Origin of the sequence: Stenotrophomonas sp. TWI273 (assembly GCF_039674765.1) — a bacterium.
Taxonomy (GTDB): Bacteria; Pseudomonadota; Gammaproteobacteria; order Xanthomonadales; family Xanthomonadaceae; genus Stenotrophomonas.
Genome location: NZ_JBDJOA010000002.1, coordinates 289,758 through 307,466, shown reverse-complemented (window position 1 = coordinate 307,466; position 17,709 = coordinate 289,758). Strand labels below are relative to the sequence as shown.

Below are 17,709 nucleotides of genomic sequence, written 5' to 3'. Positions count from 1 at the left end.
GTCTCCTGCCCGGTCCCGTGCCCATGTCCGAGCCTCCGATGCCGCCGCGCCGCCCGATCGCCACGTTCCTGCGTCCGTCGCCGGAGGCGCCGGCCGATCCGGCTGACCGCCCGGCCGCGCCGTCTGACGCAGCACCTGCGCCGTCGGCCACGCCTGTGGACGATCGCATCGCACCGCTGGCGGTCGAACAGGTGATCGATGCACAGCCGGTGCACGCGCCGGAACCCTTCACGCCGGCACCCGAAGTCGAATTCGAACGCGTGCCCGAACCCGCGCAGGTGTTCACCGGTGAAGCCGCGCCAGCGGCTGCGCCGCTCGCTACGACGGCGGCCCTGCCGCCAGCCGACGCCATCACCACACCGAGCTTCCTCCGCCTGCCCGGTGCGCGCCTGCGAACGCCGCGCTGGCAGTGGGGCATGGTCGCCGGGCTGGCCGCCCTGCTGCTGGTCCAGATCGCCGTGGCCGACCGCGCCCGGCTTGCCGCCGATGCCGGCACCCGCCCGTGGATTGCCGGGCTGTGCGGCGTGCTGCGCTGTTCATTGCCAGCCTGGCGCGAGCCGACGGCCTTCAGCATGCTCAGCCGCGATGTGCGCCCGATGCCGGGCCAGGCCGGCGCGCTGCAGGTTCAGGCCAGCATCCGCAACGACGCGCGCTGGGCCCAGGCCTGGCCGTCGCTGCGGCTGTCGCTGTCTGATGCCGATGGCCGCGTGATCGGCACCAATGTGTTCGCGCCGGCCGACTATCTGGACCGCGCCACGGACCCGGCCGCGACGCTGGAACCGGGGCAAAGCGCGCAGATCGCCTTCCGCGTGCGCGAGCCTGCGGCGTCTACCGTCGCATTCACCTTTGAGTTCCTCTGAGGCGTCGCCGGGGCCGCCGCAGCGTGGCAGGCGGCCGACGCACGCGCTAGACTGACCCCATCACCCTTCCGCCGTGGGCTGTTGTCCGCCCCGGCTCTTGCACCGGGAAACTCCTTGAACGCTGTCCTTTCTCGTCCTGACAACAGTCGTGGCGCGCCAAAGCCACCCCTGCGCGAACACGTGGCCCAGTCGGTCAGGCGCTACCTGCGGGACCTGGATGGCTGCGATGCGGACGATGTCTACGAGATCGTATTGCGCGAGATGGAAATCCCGCTGTTCGTGGAGGTGCTCAACCACTGCGAAGGCAACCAGAGCCGCGCCGCGGCGATGCTGGGCATCCACCGCGCCACCCTGCGCAAGAAGCTGAAGGAATACGGCATCACCACCTGATGCCGGTGGGCAGGCGCTTAGTGCCTGGCGGAAAGCAGGCCGGATCGAGCAGCGCTCGGTGCCGGCCTTCGTCGTTTCTGGGGCCATGCCAGCGCCACTGGCCTACAATATGCCCCCGCTCCGCTTCGATCTCCTGCCCCCATGAGTTCCGATCTGCTGCCCGTGCGCCGGGCCCTGCTGTCTGTTTCCGACAAAACCGGTCTGATCGACCTGGCCCGCGCCCTGGCGGCGCGCAACGTGGAGCTGCTTTCCACCGGCGGTACCGCCAAGGCGATCCGCGAGGCCGGCCTGGCAGTGAAGGACGTCGCCGACGTCACCGGGTTCCCGGAAATGATGGACGGCCGGGTCAAGACCCTGCACCCGATGGTGCACGGCGGCCTGCTCGGCCGCGCCGGGCTGGATGACGCGGTGATGGCCGAACACGGCATCGGCGCGATCGACCTGCTGGTGCTGAACCTGTATCCGTTCGAGTCGGTCACCGCCAAGGCGGACTGCGCGCTTGAAGACGCCGTGGAGAACATCGACATCGGTGGCCCGGCGATGCTGCGTTCGGCGGCCAAGAACTTCGCCCGCGTGGCCGTGGCGACCGACCCGTCGCAGTACGCCGAGCTGCTGGCCGAACTGGACGCCAACGACGGCAAGCTCTCGGCCGCCAAGCGCTTCGCCTTCTCGGTGGCCGCGTTCAACCGCGTGGCCCAGTACGACGCGGCGATCAGCAACTACCTTTCTGCGGTGACCACCACCGACACCGCCGTGCCGGTGCGTGCGGAGTTCCCGGCGCAGATGAATTCGAACTTCGTGAAGGTGATGGATCTGCGCTACGGCGAGAACCCGCACCAGAGCGGCGCGTTCTATCGCGACCTGTACCCGGTGCCGGGCACGCTGGCCACGTTCCAGCAGCTGCAGGGCAAGGAACTGAGCTACAACAACCTGGCCGATGCTGATGCGGCGTGGGAATGCGTGCGTCAGTTCGACGTACCGGCCTGCGTGATCGTCAAGCACGCCAACCCGTGCGGCGTGGCCGTGGGTGCCGGCAACGGCGATGCCTACGAGCTGGCCTACGCGACCGACCCGACCAGCGCCTTCGGCGGCATCATCGCCTTCAACCAGCCGCTGGACCTGGCCACCACGCAGGTGATCCTGGACCGTCAGTTCGTTGAAGTGCTGATCGCCCCGGACTACGCGCCGGCGGCACTGGAGTACGCGACCAAGAAGGCCAACGTGCGCGTGCTGCGCATTCCGCACGGACAGGGCCGCAACAACTACGACACCAAGCGGATCGGCTCGGGCCTGCTGATGCAGAGCGCCGACAACCGCGGCATGAGCCGCGACGAACTGACCGTGGTGAGCAAGCTGGCGCCGACCGACAAGCAGTTCGCAGATCTGCTGTTCGCCTGGAAGGTCGCCAAGTTCGTCAAATCCAACGCCATCGTGTACGCCAAGGACAACCGCACCATCGGTGTCGGCGCCGGCCAGATGAGCCGCGTCTACTCGGCGCGCATCGCGGGCATCAAGGCCGCCGATGCGAACCTGGTGGTGGAAGGCTCGGTGATGGCCTCCGATGCGTTCTTCCCGTTCCGCGATGGCATCGATGCCGCCGCTGCGGCCGGTATCAAGGCGGTGATCCAGCCGGGTGGCTCGATGCGCGACAACGAAGTGATCGCCGCGGCCGACGAACATGGCCTGGCGATGGTCTTCACCGGCGTGCGTCACTTCCGCCACTGATGGGGGGATCGACACGGATGTCGTCCTCGCTCCGCAATCGCCTCGCAGCGGTGGTCATCGCCACTGCTGCGGGGGTGCTGGGCTGCACGCCTGCCAGTGAACCGGGGGCGTCTTCCGAACCGGCCAAACCACACCGCGTGCTCGACACCACGGCGCAGCCGGAAGACACCGTCCGGGTCCGGGGCGATCACACCCAGCGCCTGCTGGCCTTCCTTCGCACGCGCTATGGCGACAAGGCCGTCCTGGATGCGCCGTGGAAGGATGCGTGGGAGGACACCGAGGTCGAGGCACTACGCCCGGTCACCCGCAGCGTGTGCGCGCGTGACACGGTCACGGCCGACGGTCATGAGCAGACCCTGCTGGCGGTGTGCCAGACCCTGGACGACGCAGCCACGGTCGAGCCGGGCCGGGTCGATCTGTATGTGCTGCGCGTGGGCACGGACGACGAAGAGGCCAACCGCGGCGGCATGTTCGCCCCACTGCCTGCCAAGGATCCGCTGCTGGTGATGGCCCAGCGCCTGCAGGGCCCATACGGGCGCCACGGCGCACCCGGTACGGTCCAGATCGCGCAGCTTGGCCCGCAGCGCCATGCCTTCCAGATCACCCACGAAGAACACCGGCGCGGCCATCGGCGCGTCTGGCGCAGTTACATCGCCGAACACAATCATCGTCTGCGCGATGTCGCCCGGTACCGCGATCACCTCGACAATCTTGCCCTGCACCGCTGTGACGGCCATCCGGCCGACTGCGGCGAGGGCGTGTTCTCGGTCGACTTCAGCACGACGGTGGGCGACAGCAACGCCGTGGATGGCTACTGGCCGCTGACGGTGCGTGCCAGCGGCCACGACTGCACGGGCCCGGCGACCGCGTTCTACCACCTCATCTTCGATGCCCGGCAGCGCGCGTATCCGGTGCCGGACGACCTCCAGCGCGACGGCTGCGCCGACAGCTGAGGCCGTGGGTTGCCACGGCCACCGACCGCCCGAATGCACCCGCCGCCCGCACCGCGTAAAATCACGTTCCTGCCCTCTTACGCGAGAACTGCATTGAAGATCCTGGTCATCGGCGCTGGCGGCCGCGAACACGCCCTGGCCTGGAAGCTGGCCCAGTCCGCGAAGGTCCGTGAGGTCATCGTCGCCCCCGGCAATGCAGGCACCGCCACCGAGCCCAAGTGCCGCAACGTGGACGTCAAGGTCACCGATCTGGACGGTCTGTTGGCGCTGGTCGGCACCGAAGGCATCGGCCTGACCGTGGTCGGCCCGGAAGTGCCGCTGGTGGCTGGTGTGGTCGATCGCTTCCGCGCCGCCGGGCACCGCATCTTCGGGCCCACCGCCGCCGCCGCGCAGTTGGAAGGCAGCAAGGCGTACGCGAAGGATTTCCTGGCCCGCCACGGGATCCCGACCGCGTTCTATGCCGTGCATACCGACATCGAACCGGCGCTGGCCTACCTGCGTGAGAAAGGCGCACCGATCGTGGTCAAGGCCGATGGTCTGGCCGCCGGCAAGGGCGTGATCGTGGCGATGACCCTGGCCGAGGCCGAGGACGCGGTGCGCGACATGCTCTCCGGCAATGCCTTCGGCGATGCTGGCGCACGCGTGGTGATCGAAGAATTCCTGGACGGCGAAGAAGCCAGCTTCATCTCGATGGTGGACGGTAAGACGGCGCTGCCGATGGCGACCTCGCAGGACCACAAGCGCGTGGGCGACGGTGACACCGGCCCGAACACCGGCGGCATGGGCGCGTACTCGCCGGCCCCGGTGGTGACCGATGAAGTGCATGCGCGCGTGATGCGCGAGGTGGTCAACCCGACCGTGCAGGGCATGATCGCCGACGGCATTCCGTTCACCGGCTTCCTCTATGCCGGCCTGATGATCGATGCCAGCGGCGCGCCGAAGGTGATCGAGTTCAACGTGCGCTTTGGCGACCCGGAAACCCAGCCGGTGATGCTGCGCCTGCAGTCGGACCTGGTGGATCTGGTCGAAGCGGCGATCGACGAGCGCCTGGACACCGTGGAGGCGCAGTGGGATCCGCGCCCGTCGCTGGGTGTGGTGATGGCGGCCTCGCCCTATCCGGAGACCCCGATCACCGGTGACGTGATCCACGGCCTGGACGCTGTGGCGGCGACGGCCAAGGTATTCCATGCCGGCACCACGCTGGACGCGCAGGGCCAGGTGCTCAGCGCCGGCGGCCGTGTGCTGTGCGTGGCTGCACTGGGCGGCACGGTGGGCGAGGCACAGCGCAACGCCTACGCCGGCGTCGGTGCCATCCACTGGGCCCATGAGTTCCACCGCGGCGATATCGGCTGGCGGGCGATTGCGCGCGAGCAGGGCTGACCTGGCACGGTCGCGGCCACGACCGATCGAAGCACTGCCCTGAACGCCAGAAAGCAAAAAGGCCCGGCATCAGCCGGGCCTTTTTGCGTAACCACGCCAGTCACCGCATCACGCAGTAAACAGCGCCTTCATCTTCTTCAGCGCGTTCGCCTCGACCTGGCGGATGCGTTCGGCCGACACGCCGTACTCATCGGCCAGCTCCTGCAGCGTCACCTTGCTGTCCGCGTCCAACCAGCGACGGCGGATGATGTCGCGCGACCGCGCATCCAGTTCGGCCATGCCTTCGCGCAGCAGCTGCAGCTGATTGTCTTCGCTGTCCATCCGCTCGTACGCCATCGAAGGATCTTCTTCGTTGGCGCGCAGATAGGCAGCCGGCGACGGCGGCGCATGATCGTCATCGTCATCGCTGGAGAGATCGAAACCGATATCGCGACCCGACAGGCGCGACTCCATCTCGAGCACTTCGCGCTCGGATACGTTCAAGTCCTTGGCCACCGCGCTGACTTCGGCCGCGTTCATCCAGCCCAGACGGGTCTTGGACTTGCGCAGGTTGAAGAACAGCTTGCGCTGCGCCTTGGTCGTGGCGACCTTGACGATGCGCCAGTTCTTGAGGATGAACTCGTGCATTTCCGCACGGATCCAATGCACCGCGAACGACACCAGGCGAACGCCCATGTCCGGGTCGAAGCGCTTCACCGCCTTCATCAGGCCGATGTTGCCTTCCTGGATCAGGTCGCCCAGCGCCAGGCCATAGCCGTTGTAGCCACGGGCGACGTGCACCACGAAGCGCAGGTGGGAATGGACCAGCTCGCGCGCGGCGTCCAGATCCAGCTCGTCGCGGAAGCGGCGGGCCAGATCCTGCTCGTCATCGACCGACAGCACCGGGATCTGGTGCACGGCACCGATGTAGGCGTCCAGCGAACCGAGCGCACTGGGAATCGGGAGATTGTTTGCCACAAGGGCAGTAGAGGTGTTCTGGCTCATAGCACTCATCTTAGCAGTCCCGGAATTGGACTGCTAAAGGGGAAAGAAGTTCCAGCGTTCTGTTCATGGGACGCTGGCACCGAAGACACCCCTAACGTACCGCGAAATGATGACAGTGGCGAGAGGCTGGAAACAAACCATCAAACTCCATGAAATCAACAAGATAGACGGATGAATTGGGCGCTGGCGCGTGTTTTCTGGCTGAACAGGCTGCCGGATGCGCCCATTCAGCCCGGAAAGGTTGTCGGCAGTTCAGCCAGGCATGGCCTGGCTCTACCCCTGCGCCACCGCTACGCGTGGCAGGCCCAAACCCACCGACGCCTGGTAATAGCCCGCCATGTTCAACCCGCAAGCGGCAGGTGGCGCACTCCATCATCGCGATGCTGGCCGTCCAGATGACGACCGCCAGTGATTACGCCGCCGGCTCCAGCGCGGCACGCGGCGGCAGCGACCAGTCGATGCGCGCGTTGCCGCGGCGCTGCAGGTAGTCATTGGCCATCGAAAAATGACGGCAGCCCAGGAAGCCGCGATGCGCCGACAACGGCGAAGGATGCGGTGCCTTGAGCACGCGGTGCCGGCCGGTATCGATGACCTTGCCCTTCTGCTGGGCGTAACTGCCCCACAACAGGAACACCAGGCCCTCGCGCTCGCGGTTGAGCGTGTCCACCACATGGTCGGTGAAGCCCTCCCAGCCACGCCGCTGGTGAGAGCCGGCGTTGCCCGCCTCCACGGTCAGCACCGCATTGAGCAGCAGCACCCCACGGTGCGCCCACGGCAGCAGGCAGCCGTGGTCCGGGCGCGGGATGCCCAGATCGGCTTCGATCTCCTTGTAGATGTTCAGCAGCGATGGCGGCACCGGTACGCCCGGCATGACCGAGAAACTCAGGCCGTGGGCCTGGCCATGCCCGTGATACGGATCCTGGCCGAGGATGACCACCTTGACCTGGTCGAAGGGCGTGGCGTCGAACGCGGCGAAGATCTGCGGGCCAGGGGGAAACACCTGGGCACCGGCCGCCTTGCGCTGGCGCAGGAACGCGGAGAGTTCGCGCATGTCCGGGCGCAGCAGGTAATCACCGATACGCGTCTTCCAGCTCGGTTCGAGCTGGATGCTGGGCACTACATCGTCATTCATCGCACTACAGGCTTTTCGTTGAGGCGGGACAGGCGCAGCTGGAACAGCACCTTGGTGATGAGCAGGCGCTCTTCGATCGGCTTCTGGACCAGATCGTTGGCACCGGCCTGGAGCAGGCCGGACTGGTTGTGCGGGTTGCCGTCGCCGGTCATGACCAGCACCGGCAGGCGGCGCTTGCCGTAGCCGAAGTCCACGCGCACGCGCTGCACCACATCACGGCCACTGAGCTCGCCCTTGAGCGTGACATCGGTGAGCACCAGATCGATGCGGTGGCTGCTGCGGCCGAGCGACTCGGCGGTGAGCAGCGCGAAGGCATCTTCGGCAGTGAGCACGTGCAGCACGTTCAGGCCCTGCCGTTCGAGCATGCGCTTGGTCGCCTCGGCGACGACGCGGCTGTCTTCGACATACAGGATCGTGGCGCCCGGAATGGTCTCTGGCTGCACATAGCCACGGATGAAGGTGGCCAGGGCTTCGTGACCGAGCGCCTTGTCGAAATAATCGGTGACGTACTCGGTGAAGCGGCGCTGTTCCAGATGCTGCTGCGCGTCGCCGGAGACCACGATGACCGGCACGTAGGCCTGGCCCGCCGCGTCGCGCACGATGCGCGCCAGGTCCAGCCCGTCGCCATCGCTCAGGGTGAGCGAGGTGGTGACCAGACTGACCGGCCCGGCATCCAGCGCCGCACGCGCCTCGGCGATGCTCGCACAGCCCACCACCTCCACGGCCGGCAGTTCGCGCTGCAGCACATCGGCAATCAACTTGCGGACCAGCCTGGAGCCGTCGACGACCATCACGCGCGGGGCGTCGTCGGCGAGGTGCTTGAGGGCTTGCGGACGCATGCGGGCCTCAGGTTTCGGTCGGACGGGTCTGGCGCAGGAAATGCCCCGTCACCAGCCAGGCGCCCAGCCAGCCCAGCACCACGGTGCCGAGCAGCACGAACGAGGAATGCAGCAGGTCCAGACCATGCAGCACGAAGGGGCTGCCATAACTCTGCGAGAGCGCCGCCAGCGGCGGACGCAGGGCCAGCCCGGCCGCACCGATCAGCGCGAGGGCGACCGCGCCGGCGCCCAGGCCGTACCACGCGCCCAGATACAGGAACGGGCGGCGGATGAAGCCATCGCTGGCGCCGAGCAGCTGCAGCACGCCGATCTCATCGCGGCGCGCCTGGATGTCCAGGCGTACGGTGTTACCGACCACCAGTGCGGCACCGAGGCCGAGCAGCACCGACAGCACCTGCACCAGGCGCGTACCAAAGCCCAGCCAGCCATCCAGGCGTTTGCGCCACAACGCATCGTGCTGGACCAGATCGGCCTGCGGCAGGCCTTCCAGCGACTGCGCCAGGCGCGCATCGTCGGCGCCCTCGCCCGGGGTCACGATCAGCAGGGTCGGCAGCGGATTGTCATGCAGTGCATCGATGGCCTCACCGAGCCCGGCCCTCTCGCGCAGCTCGGCCAGGCCCTGCTCCGGGGTCTGCACGGTGACGTTGGCCACGTCGGCGCGACCGCGCAGGGTCTCGGCCACCTGGCGGGCCGCATCGGCACCGGCGTCGGTCTTCAGAAAGAGGTTGATGTCGCGCGACTGCTGCACGCTGCCGGCGAAGTGCTTGAGGTTGTCCAGCGCGATCGACAGGCCCAGCGGCAGGGCCAGCGCGAGCGCCATGACCATCACCGTGAGCAGCGTCGCCCACGGCTTGCGCCACGCACGGCCGAGGCTGAAGACCACGCTGTGGCCGTGATGGTGCAGCCACACGCCCAAGCGCGAGGGCGCGGCGGTTTCCTTGGTCACCGGAGTATTCATTCGGCCAGGTCCTGCGGCGAGATGTCATCGACCAGGCGGCCGTGATCCAGGATCAGCACGCGCTTGCGCATGCGTCGCAGCAGGGCCAGATCGTGGCTGACCACCAGCACGCTGGTGCCGCGATCGGGCAACTCGGCAAACAACGCCATGATTTCCGCCGCCAACGTGGGATCGAGATTGCCGGTGGGCTCATCGGCGACCAGCAGCGTGGGCTCGCCGACAATCGCACGGGCGATACCGACGCGCTGCTGTTCACCGGCCGACAGCTGCGAGGGCAGGGCTTTTTCGCGGTGGCCCAGGCCCATGCGTTCGAGTACCGAGCGCACGCGCTTGCCGATCTCGTTGCGGCGGGTGCCGCGCAGGATCAACGGCAGGGCAACGTTCTCGGCGATGCTGCGGTCCATCAGCAGCCGATGGTCCTGGTACACCGCACCGACCTCGCGCCGATGCCGCGGAATACTTCCGCCGCGCACCTTCAGCAGGTTGCGCTCATTGAAGATCACCGCGCCGCGGCTGGGCCGCTCGTCGAGATGGATCAACTTGAGCAGGGTGCTCTTGCCCGCACCGGAATGGCCGGTGACGAACAGCATTTCCCCGGGGGCGACATCGAAGCTGACGTCCACCAGTGCCTGGTGGCCGCCCGCATATTGTTTGCTGACATTGTCAAAACGCAGGACGCTCATCCCCTGATTATGCAGGACGAGGGTGGCGGCGTGGAGGTCGGGCGTCAGACGGTAGGTGCCGACCGTTGGTCGGGGGAAGCGCCATCGCATTCGCGCTGTCGCCCCACGGTTCGCTGCGCAAACCGTGGGCCCCTCTCATCAGCACCCGATCCCCCGTCGCTTCGCGACCGCCCCCTTACCAAGGGGGCTATACCCCCCAGGCATCGCGGGTCGCGCGTCCGGTCTTACGAACCGGACAGCATCCGGCGGATCTTGCGGCCCAGGCGGGTCAGGAACGAGGCGCCCGGATCGGCGGCAGGCTTGCCGCGCATCGGCTTGGCGGTCACCTGCACCGGGGTCACCGGGCCGGTCGCTGCGGCGCCCTCGGCACCTTCGACCGGACGGCCGTGGCGACGACGACGACGCTTGCGCGGCGCACGCTCACCTTCCACGGCCGGGCTGCCTTCGGCAGCCGGCGCGGCGGTCGGGGCCAGCTGCGGGGTGGCAGCGGCATCGGCGGCCACGGCCGGCGGCTCGCCTTCCACGCGCGGCTTTCGCTCACGGCGGGGTTTGCCATCGGCACTGCGCTCGCCCGGTGCGCGGCGCTCGCCACGGCCACCGGCCGGCTTGCCGCCACGGCTGCTGCCACCGCCACGACGCTGCTCTTCGGCGGCACGCGCTTCGCGTGCTTCGCGGAAGATCTGGCCGACGCTTTCGTTCTCGTCACCCTCGGCATCACCCTCGCCTTCCGGCGACGGTGCACGCGGCGCGCGCGGGATCGGGGTCAGGATTTCGCTGGTGACCGGCTCGACCGGGATCTTCTGTTCGATGTACGCCTCGATGTCCGGCAGGCCCATCGCGTAGCGCTCGCAGGCGAAGCTGATCGCATCGCCTTCTTCGCCCAGGCGCGCGGTACGGCCGATGCGGTGCACGTAGTCTTCGGCGTCGAACGGCAGGTCGTAGTTGTAGACGTACTTGATGCCGTCGATGTGCAGGCCGCGGGCGGCGACATCGGTGGCCACCAGGATTTCCAGCTGGCCCTTCTGGAAGCGGTTGAGCAGGCTCTCGCGCTTCTTCTGCGGCACGTCGCCGGACAGCACGCCGACGCGGTAGCCGGCCTTTTCCAGCGAACGGGCCACGCGCTCGACGAACACCTTGGTGTTGACGAAGACCATGGTGCGGGCGCCTTCGCTGCGCGAGAGCAGGCCCAGCAGCAGCGGGATCTTTTCTTCGTCGGCCGGGAAGTAGATGCGCTGGCGCACGCGGGCGGCGGTGATCGACTCGCTCTCCACCACCAGCTTCTGCGGCTCGTTCATGTGCTCGTAGGCCAGCTCCAGCACGCGGTGGCTGAGCGTGGCGCTGAACAGCAGCGTCTGGCGCGTGCTGCGCTCGGGCATGCGGCGCAGCAGGAAGCGGATGTCCTTGATGAAGCCCAGGTCGAACATGCGGTCGGCTTCGTCGAGCACGCAGATTTCGCAGGCGTGCAGCGAGACCACCTTGTGCTGCTTGACGTAGTCGATCAGGCGGCCGGGGGTGGCGATGATCACGTCCACGCCCTGCTGCAGGATTTCGCGCTGCTTGTCGTAATCCACACCGCCGTAGACCAGTGCGAAGCGCAGGCCGAGGTCGGAGCCGAACTTCACGGCATCCTTGTGGATCTGGATGGCCAGCTCGCGGGTCGGGGCCAGGATCAGCGCGCGCGGGTCTTCCGGCTTGCGATCGGCCAGTGCCGGGCGGGTCAGCAGGCGGTTCACCACCGCGACCAGGAAGGCCAGGGTCTTGCCGGTGCCGGTCTGGGCCTGGCCGGCGACGTCGCCGCCGGGCAGCGCGACCGGCAGGGTCAGCGCCTGGATGGGCGTGCAACGGGTGAATCCGGCTCCTTCAAGGCCGGCCTGCAGGGCCGGATGCAGCTCGAAGGAGGAGAAGGTCAAATCGGTCAGCGGTTTGTCGCTCATGAGTCCGTCTTGGTAAGGCCAGCCGGCAGAGGTGCGGGTGGCTTGCATCATCTTGGGGGGCACCGTCGCAAACGGCCCCTGCGCCGGGATTGGCGGGGCCGGACTCGGGTCCAGGGCGCCGCGCAATGCCCCAGTTTAGCGCAATGTCGGCGGCAAACCGGGATCCCCCGTCGCTCGACCCCATGAGAATGCCCGCCCAGCGCGCCATTACAGCGCGTTGGCAGGGCTGGCGTTCGCTCTGCACCTCGTATTCACCCGCCCTGCCGCCGGTTGAACGGCGCGGCGGGCGGGGCTGGAACCGGCCTCCCGGCCCCCGCATATCAACCGGGATCGTCGCGATAACGCAGGTGGGCGATCACGGGACGCTTCTTTCCAACCAGCGTCTGTCCGGTCACGGCGATAGCGGTACACTGCGCCCCGTGAGCGTCCAGGCATCCGCCGAACGCACCGCTGGCCGCCCGCGGCCACGAGGCACCAGACGAGGGTGACGCCCGGTCGGCGTTGCCCAAATTCAACTTCCTCCGGCCCTGCCGGGTGCATTACCAGACGAGAAACCAAGATGAGCGACAAGGTTGTACATGTCGGCGACGCCGACTTTGATAGCGCAGTGCTGAATTCCAAGGAACCGGTGCTGGTCGATTTCTGGGCCGAATGGTGTGGTCCCTGCAAGATGATCGCCCCGGCGCTGGATGAACTGGCCGACGCCTACAACGGTCGCGCCAAGATCGCCAAGGTCAACGTGGATCAGAACCGCGCCCTGGCTGCCAAGTACCACGTGCGCTCGATCCCGATGCTGCTGGTGTTCAAGGACGGCGAAGTCCAGGCCCAGCAGATCGGTGCCGTCGGCAAGGCCCAGCTGGCCGGCATGCTCGACAAGGCCCTGGCCTGATCGCAGCAGGCAGCCGGCCCGTCCGGCTGCCACGCGGGCCCGTCGCCCGCATGAATGACCCTGCCCCACCCGGCTTGCGCGCCGCCGCGAGCCGGTGTTAGTGTCGGCATATCCGGCCGCATTCGCGCGCCGCATCTTCTGGACGCAGTTTCCTTCCAGATCCTTTCCCAACGTTCGCCGCCCTGCCGGGCGCTCGCACCTTCTAGCGAGGAATCCAGCACTTGTCCGATATCACTACTTCCGAACCCGGGAGCGCCGACGCGCCCGCCGAGAAGCGCGTGCGCAAGCCGCGCGTCGCCAAGGCCGCCGCCAACACCGCTGCCGACGCAGGTTCTCCCCCCTCACAACCCGCTCTGCCTCTGGCTGCCGCGTCTGACGCGCCGGCGCCGGCTGCTGCTCCTTCGGCAGCCCCGCAGGCATCGGCACCGGCAGCCCCTGCCGGTGGCGACGCATCGCCCTCGCAGGGCGGTGGTCAGCAGGACACCGGCGACGGTGGCCAGCGCAACCAGAACGGCCGCAACCAGAACCCGCAGGGCGGGCAGAACCCGTACCAGCAGGGTCAGGGCCAGAACCAGAACCAGGGCCAAGGCCAGGGTCAGGGCCAAGGCAACCGCCGCGACCGTTTCCGCAATCGCCGTGACCGCAACCGCGGTGGCGATCGCTACAACGACGACGGCATGCCGCAGGACAACGGCGAACAGCAGCCGTTCGTGCGCAGCCAGCAGGCCAACGTGCCCGAAGGCTTCCCGGTCTATTCGCTGAGTGACCTCAAGCGCATGCCGGCACAGAAGCTGCTGGAAATCGCCGAACAGCTGCATATCTCCGAAGGCGTGGCCCGTGCCCGCAAGCAGGACGTGATCTTCGCCCTGCTCAAGGTGCTGACCCGTCATGGCGACGGCGTTGCCGCCGACGGCGTGCTGGAAATCCTGCCGGACGGCTTCGGCTTCCTGCGCGCGGCCGAAGCCAGCTACCTGGCCGGCCCGGACGATACCTACATTTCGCCCAGCCAGATCCGCCGCTTCAACCTGCGCACCGGCGACCACCTGTCCGGCCGCATCCGCTTCCCGAAGGACGGCGAGCGCTACTTCGCGCTGTCGATCGTGGACACCATCAACGGTGAGCCGCTGGAAGCGTCCAAGAACAAGGTGCTGTTCGAGAACCTGACCCCGCTGTTCCCGCGCAAGCGCTTCACCCTGGAACGCGGCAACGGTTCGTCCGAAGACATCACCGGCCGCATCCTCGATCTGATGGCACCGCAGGGCAAGGGTCAGCGTTCGCTGATCGTCTCCCAGCCCAAAGCCGGCAAGACGATGATGATGCAGCAGGTGGCCACGGCGATCACCACCAATCATCCGGACGTGCACCTGATCGTGCTGCTGATCGATGAGCGCCCGGAAGAAGTGACGGAAATGCAGCGCACCGTGCGCGGCGAAGTCATCAGCTCCACCTTCGACGAACCGGCTGCGCGCCACGTGCAGGTCGCCGAAATGGTGATCGAGCGGGCCAAGCGCCTGGTCGAGCACAAGAAGGACGTGGTGATCCTGCTCGACTCGATCACCCGCCTGGCGCGTGCCTACAACAACGTGGTGCCCAGCTCCGGCAAGGTGCTCACCGGTGGTGTGGACGCCAACGCCCTGCACCGTCCGAAGCGCTTCTTCGGCGCGGCGCGTAACGTGGAGGAAGGCGGCAGCCTGACCATCATCGCTACCGCGCTGGTCGATACCGGCAGCAAGATGGACGAGGTGATCTACGAAGAGTTCAAGGGCACCGGCAACAGCGAAGTGCACCTGAGCCGTCGCATCTCCGAAAAGCGCGTGTTCCCGGCGATCGACATCAACCGCTCGGGTACCCGCCGCGAAGATCTGCTGATCGAACCGGAACTGCTGCAGAAGATCTGGATCCTGCGCAAGCTGCTGCATCCGATGGATGAAATGGCCGCAATGGAATTCCTGCTCGACAAGATGAAGAACACCAAGTCCAACGACGAGTTCTTCGGTTCGATGAAGCGCTGATCGGCGCAGCATCCGGACAGAAAGAGGCCCCGCACTGCGGGGCCTTTTTCGTTGAGAGGGTGCCCGGGTAGTGCCGGCCGCTGGCCGGCTCCACACATCCTCCGCCGAACGCCGGCCGGGCAGAGCCCGGCTCTACGGGCAGCGCACCACGCCCGGCGCCTTGTCTGCATTCACCGACACGCGCACCTGGGTAAACGCCGCCGCAAACGGCGTGTCGGCGCTCACCACGAACGGCGCTTCCACCGCGCCCAGGTCCACGCCGCGTTTGGCAAAGCACGCCAGCGGCACGGTCACGGCCTGCTTCTGGCCCGGCGCCAGCGTGGTCAGCAGCGGCGCGATATCCACGCCGCCGTCGCAGCCGGTGCCGCACTGCATGCTCACCGTCACCGGCGATGTCGGGCGCTGCACCAGCTGCAGGTCGAACTGCAGCGCGCCGTGGTTGCGCGCCAGCGCGCCCAGGTTGCGCCGCGAGGTGCTGCGCGCGATCAACTGCGCCGGTGCCAGCCACGTGACTTCCTTCGCGTCCTGCTGGGTGTTGACCTGCACGGTGCGCACCTGCACTACCGGCGCGGCGGCCGGCCAGCGCAGCGTGGCGTTGAGGTCGTTGCCCAGCGGCTGGGTCGCGCCGCCGGCCGCCACATGCAGCGCGAACGGTGGCGTGTCAGCCCGGTTGAAGATCGGCAGGGTGGTCACCTCGCCGCAGTTGTCCGGATTGGCTTCGGGAAGGCGCGTCAGCGTGCCGGGCGAGCTGTAGGCCAGGCCGTGACCCAGCGCGAACAGCGGCGGACGCTTCGGGTCCGGCCGGTCGATCGGCGCCGGGCAGGGAACGCCCGGCCACGGGAAGCTCAGGCGCCCGCGGAAATCATGCACGGGCTTGCCATCCTTGCCGGCCACCAGCACATCGGTGATGCCCTTGCCCTCGGTGCCCGGCAGCCACGCCGCCACGAAGGCCTGCGATTGGTTGAGCAGGTCGTTGGTGTACATCGGACGCCCGGAGAAGTACACGGTCACCACCGGCTTGCCACTGGCCTGGGCCGCGCGCAGCACCGCCAGATCCTGCGGATAGGCGCGGCTGTGGCTGACCGAATCAGAGGCCAGGATGTCGCCGTTGGTCTCGGCGTACGGCGTCTCGCCAATCACCGCCACCACCACATCGAACCGGGTGGGATCCAGCGCGGTGGCATCAGCGCTGTAGGCAACGTTCTGTGTGCCCAGCTCGGCACGCAACGCCCCCAGCACCGAATCAGCGTGGGGGAAATCGGCATTGCGGTTCTCGGTGCCCTGCCAGGTCAGCGACCAGCCGCCGGACTGATCGGACAGGTTGTCGGCACTCTTGCCGACCACCATGACGCGTGCATCGCGGCGCAGCGGCAGAACCTTCGCATCGTTCTTGAGCAGCACCAGCGACTCGCGCACCGCCTGGCGCGCCAGCTCACGGTGCTGCACGGCAGCGACATCACCGGCGTAGCGGCTGTCCGACGGCTTGTGATCGAACAGGCCTGCACGCAGCTTCACGCGCAGGATGCGGGTGACCGCATCATCGATGCGCGCCATCGGGATCTCCCCGCGCTCCACCTGGGCCATGGTGTTGGCGATGAAGGCCTTCCAGTCGTCGGGCACCATCACCATGTCGATGCCGGCGTTGATCGCCTGCGCGCAGCTGTCGTTGCGGCAGCCCGGCACCTGGGCGATGCCGTTCCAGTCGGACACGACGAAACCGTCGAAGCCCATCTTCTCTTTCAGCGCACCGGTCAGCAGGGCTTTGTTGCCGTGCATCTTGCCGTAGTCGACCCCGCCACTGCGGTCGTTCCAGCTGTTGAACGACGCCATCACCGTCTGCACGCCTTCGCCGAGCGCGCCGTAGTAGCCCTGCCCGTGCACGTTGATCATCGTGGCCTTGTCGACCAGCGCCTCACCCTGGTCGCGGCCGTTGTCGGTCGCGCCATCGCCGATGTAGTGCTTGGCCGTGGCGACCACGTTGCCGTCATCGCCGAAACGTCCCTGCGCGCCCTTGACGTAGGCCTGTGCGAAGGCGCGGATCACATGTGGATCGGAGGAATAGCTTTCGTAGGTACGGCCCCAGCGCGGATCGTGCGCCACCGCCAGGGTCGGCGCGAACACCCAGTCGATGCCGGTCGCGCGCACCGCGTGTGCGGTGGCCTGGCCGATCCGCTCGATCAGGGCAGCATCGCCCGCCGCGCCCAGGCCGATGTTGTGCGGGAACAGCGTGGCGCCGTAGACGTTGTTGTGACCGTGCACCGCATCGGTGCCCCAGATCACCGGGATCGGCGTGCGTGCATCGGTGGCCAGCGAGGCCGCGCGATAGGCATCGGCCAGTTGCAGCCACTGCGCCACCGTGGCGTGCTTGTCCATGCCCGGCCAGGAGCCGCCACCATTGAGAACCGAGCCGATGTAGTACTGGCGGACCTCATCGGGCGTGATCATCTTGATCTCGGGCTGGGTCATCTGGCCCACCTTCTGCGCCAGCGTCATCTCCGCCACGATTTCCCGCACCCGCGCCTCAAGCGCGGCATCCGGCGCGATCGCGCTGGCCACGTGGGGCCAGTCCTGCAGGCGTTCACCGGTGGCCGGTGCGGCACCCGCCGTCGAGGCCAGCGCGGCCAGCAGGCAGGTGGCGAGAATCGTCTTGTTGGAGCTGGTCACTGGACATCTTCCTCTGATGAAATACGCGCGAACGGGACGGGCGCGACCGCAGCCGGGCACCGCTCGCGCTGCGATGTCGATGGCCGGCGGGGTAGCGATACTGCGTCGGTCAGCGCCCCTGTCTGACAGCGCTGTCATATAAGCCCATGGCAACGCTGTCAACCGCGGTCGGGCAGGGTTGCGGCCGAAGTCCCGCTGCAGCAGGGATCGCCGGCGCAGCGTGTGTCCGCCCCTCCCGTGAACTGCTGCATCGCGGCATGGAAAAACACGAACCCGCCACGCACGTCGCCGACATGGCAACATCCG

At 67.7% G+C, this 17,709-nt stretch carries 14 protein-coding genes; 7 read left to right on the top strand and 7 right to left on the bottom strand.

The features are described 5' to 3' along the window. The first annotated feature begins 23 nt into the window (after positions 1–23). From ABE571_RS03770 to purD, 5 genes are all read left to right on the top strand, one after another. A complete protein-coding gene (locus ABE571_RS03770; RefSeq protein WP_346493207.1) occupies positions 24–860 on the top strand; it encodes a DUF3426 domain-containing protein in 837 nt (278 codons plus the stop codon). Positions 861–974: 114 nt separating this feature from the next. After that, complete coding sequence (gene fis, locus ABE571_RS03765) at positions 975–1,250, top strand: DNA-binding transcriptional regulator Fis (protein ID WP_123730002.1); 276 nt, start codon at positions 975–977, stop codon at positions 1,248–1,250. A 141-nt stretch (positions 1,251–1,391) separates the two neighbouring features. After that, the gene (purH, locus tag ABE571_RS03760; RefSeq protein ID WP_313211326.1) at positions 1,392–2,975 is read left to right on the top strand and encodes a bifunctional phosphoribosylaminoimidazolecarboxamide formyltransferase/IMP cyclohydrolase; all 1,584 of its coding nucleotides are present in this window, start codon (positions 1,392–1,394) and stop codon (positions 2,973–2,975) included. 17 nt (positions 2,976–2,992) lie between these two features. Next, positions 2,993–3,928, top strand: coding sequence for a hypothetical protein (locus ABE571_RS03755; protein ID WP_346493206.1), 936 nt, complete (start codon positions 2,993–2,995; stop codon positions 3,926–3,928). Between the two features lie 93 nt (positions 3,929–4,021). Next, entirely contained in the window at positions 4,022–5,308 is a 1,287-nt protein-coding gene (purD, locus tag ABE571_RS03750) for a phosphoribosylamine--glycine ligase (protein ID WP_313219454.1), read from the top strand. A 108-nt stretch (positions 5,309–5,416) separates the two neighbouring features. Here the strand turns inward: purD and rpoH are convergent, their stop codons facing one another. From rpoH to rhlB, 6 genes are all read right to left on the bottom strand, one after another. Beyond that, on the bottom strand, positions 5,417–6,292 hold the full coding sequence (rpoH, locus tag ABE571_RS03745; RefSeq protein WP_019183519.1) for an RNA polymerase sigma factor RpoH: 876 nt from the start codon (positions 6,290–6,292) through the stop codon (positions 5,417–5,419). Positions 6,293–6,704: 412 nt separating this feature from the next. Further along, on the bottom strand, positions 6,705–7,424 hold the full coding sequence (gene ung, locus ABE571_RS03740; protein WP_284128706.1) for a uracil-DNA glycosylase: 720 nt from the start codon (positions 7,422–7,424) through the stop codon (positions 6,705–6,707). Further along, positions 7,421–8,263, bottom strand: a complete 843-nt coding sequence (locus ABE571_RS03735; protein WP_313211329.1) for a response regulator — start codon at positions 8,261–8,263, stop codon at positions 7,421–7,423. Before ABE571_RS03735 ends, ung begins: the two co-directional genes overlap by 4 nt. Positions 8,264–8,270: 7 nt before the next feature. Further along, positions 8,271–9,221, bottom strand: coding sequence for a permease-like cell division protein FtsX (gene ftsX, locus ABE571_RS03730; protein ID WP_346493205.1), 951 nt, complete (start codon positions 9,219–9,221; stop codon positions 8,271–8,273). Next, a complete protein-coding gene (gene ftsE, locus ABE571_RS03725) occupies positions 9,218–9,904 on the bottom strand; it encodes a cell division ATP-binding protein FtsE (protein ID WP_121040406.1) in 687 nt (228 codons plus the stop codon). The genes ftsX and ftsE overlap by 4 nt, the downstream gene beginning before the upstream one ends. Positions 9,905–10,128: 224 nt before the next feature. Then, entirely contained in the window at positions 10,129–11,838 is a 1,710-nt protein-coding gene (gene rhlB / locus ABE571_RS03720) for an ATP-dependent RNA helicase RhlB (RefSeq protein ID WP_346493204.1), read from the bottom strand. A 559-nt stretch (positions 11,839–12,397) separates the two neighbouring features. On the opposite strand from rhlB, the gene trxA reads away from it, so the two are divergent. Further along, complete coding sequence (gene trxA, locus ABE571_RS03715; protein WP_019183509.1) at positions 12,398–12,727, top strand: thioredoxin TrxA; 330 nt, start codon at positions 12,398–12,400, stop codon at positions 12,725–12,727. Positions 12,728–12,948: 221 nt separating this feature from the next. Further along, positions 12,949–14,739: a transcription termination factor Rho gene (rho, locus tag ABE571_RS03710; protein WP_346493203.1), complete on the top strand. Its 1,791-nt coding sequence runs from the start codon at positions 12,949–12,951 to the stop codon at positions 14,737–14,739. Positions 14,740–14,871: 132 nt separating this feature from the next. Here rho and ABE571_RS03705 read toward each other — a convergent pair whose 3' ends face one another. Further along, on the bottom strand, positions 14,872–17,403 hold the full coding sequence (locus tag ABE571_RS03705) for a glycoside hydrolase family 3 N-terminal domain-containing protein (protein ID WP_346493202.1): 2,532 nt from the start codon (positions 17,401–17,403) through the stop codon (positions 14,872–14,874). Between the last annotated feature and the right edge of the window lie 306 nt (positions 17,404–17,709).

Coding starts and splice junctions, on each gene's coding strand:
- ABE571_RS03770 (WP_346493207.1), top strand. CDS start 24: ATGTCCGAGCCTCCGATGCCGCCGCGCCGCCCGATCGCCACGTTCCTG.
- purH (WP_313211326.1), top strand. CDS start 1,392: ATGAGTTCCGATCTGCTGCCCGTGCGCCGGGCCCTGCTGTCTGTTTCC.
- ABE571_RS03755 (WP_346493206.1), top strand. CDS start 2,993: ATGTCGTCCTCGCTCCGCAATCGCCTCGCAGCGGTGGTCATCGCCACT.
- rpoH (WP_019183519.1), bottom strand. CDS start 6,292: ATGAGCCAGAACACCTCTACTGCCCTTGTGGCAAACAATCTCCCGATT.
- ung (WP_284128706.1), bottom strand. CDS start 7,424: ATGAATGACGATGTAGTGCCCAGCATCCAGCTCGAACCGAGCTGGAAG.
- ABE571_RS03735 (WP_313211329.1), bottom strand. CDS start 8,263: ATGCGTCCGCAAGCCCTCAAGCACCTCGCCGACGACGCCCCGCGCGTG.
- ftsX (WP_346493205.1), bottom strand. CDS start 9,221: ATGAATACTCCGGTGACCAAGGAAACCGCCGCGCCCTCGCGCTTGGGC.
- ftsE (WP_121040406.1), bottom strand. CDS start 9,904: ATGAGCGTCCTGCGTTTTGACAATGTCAGCAAACAATATGCGGGCGGC.
- rhlB (WP_346493204.1), bottom strand. CDS start 11,838: ATGAGCGACAAACCGCTGACCGATTTGACCTTCTCCTCCTTCGAGCTG.
- trxA (WP_019183509.1), top strand. CDS start 12,398: ATGAGCGACAAGGTTGTACATGTCGGCGACGCCGACTTTGATAGCGCA.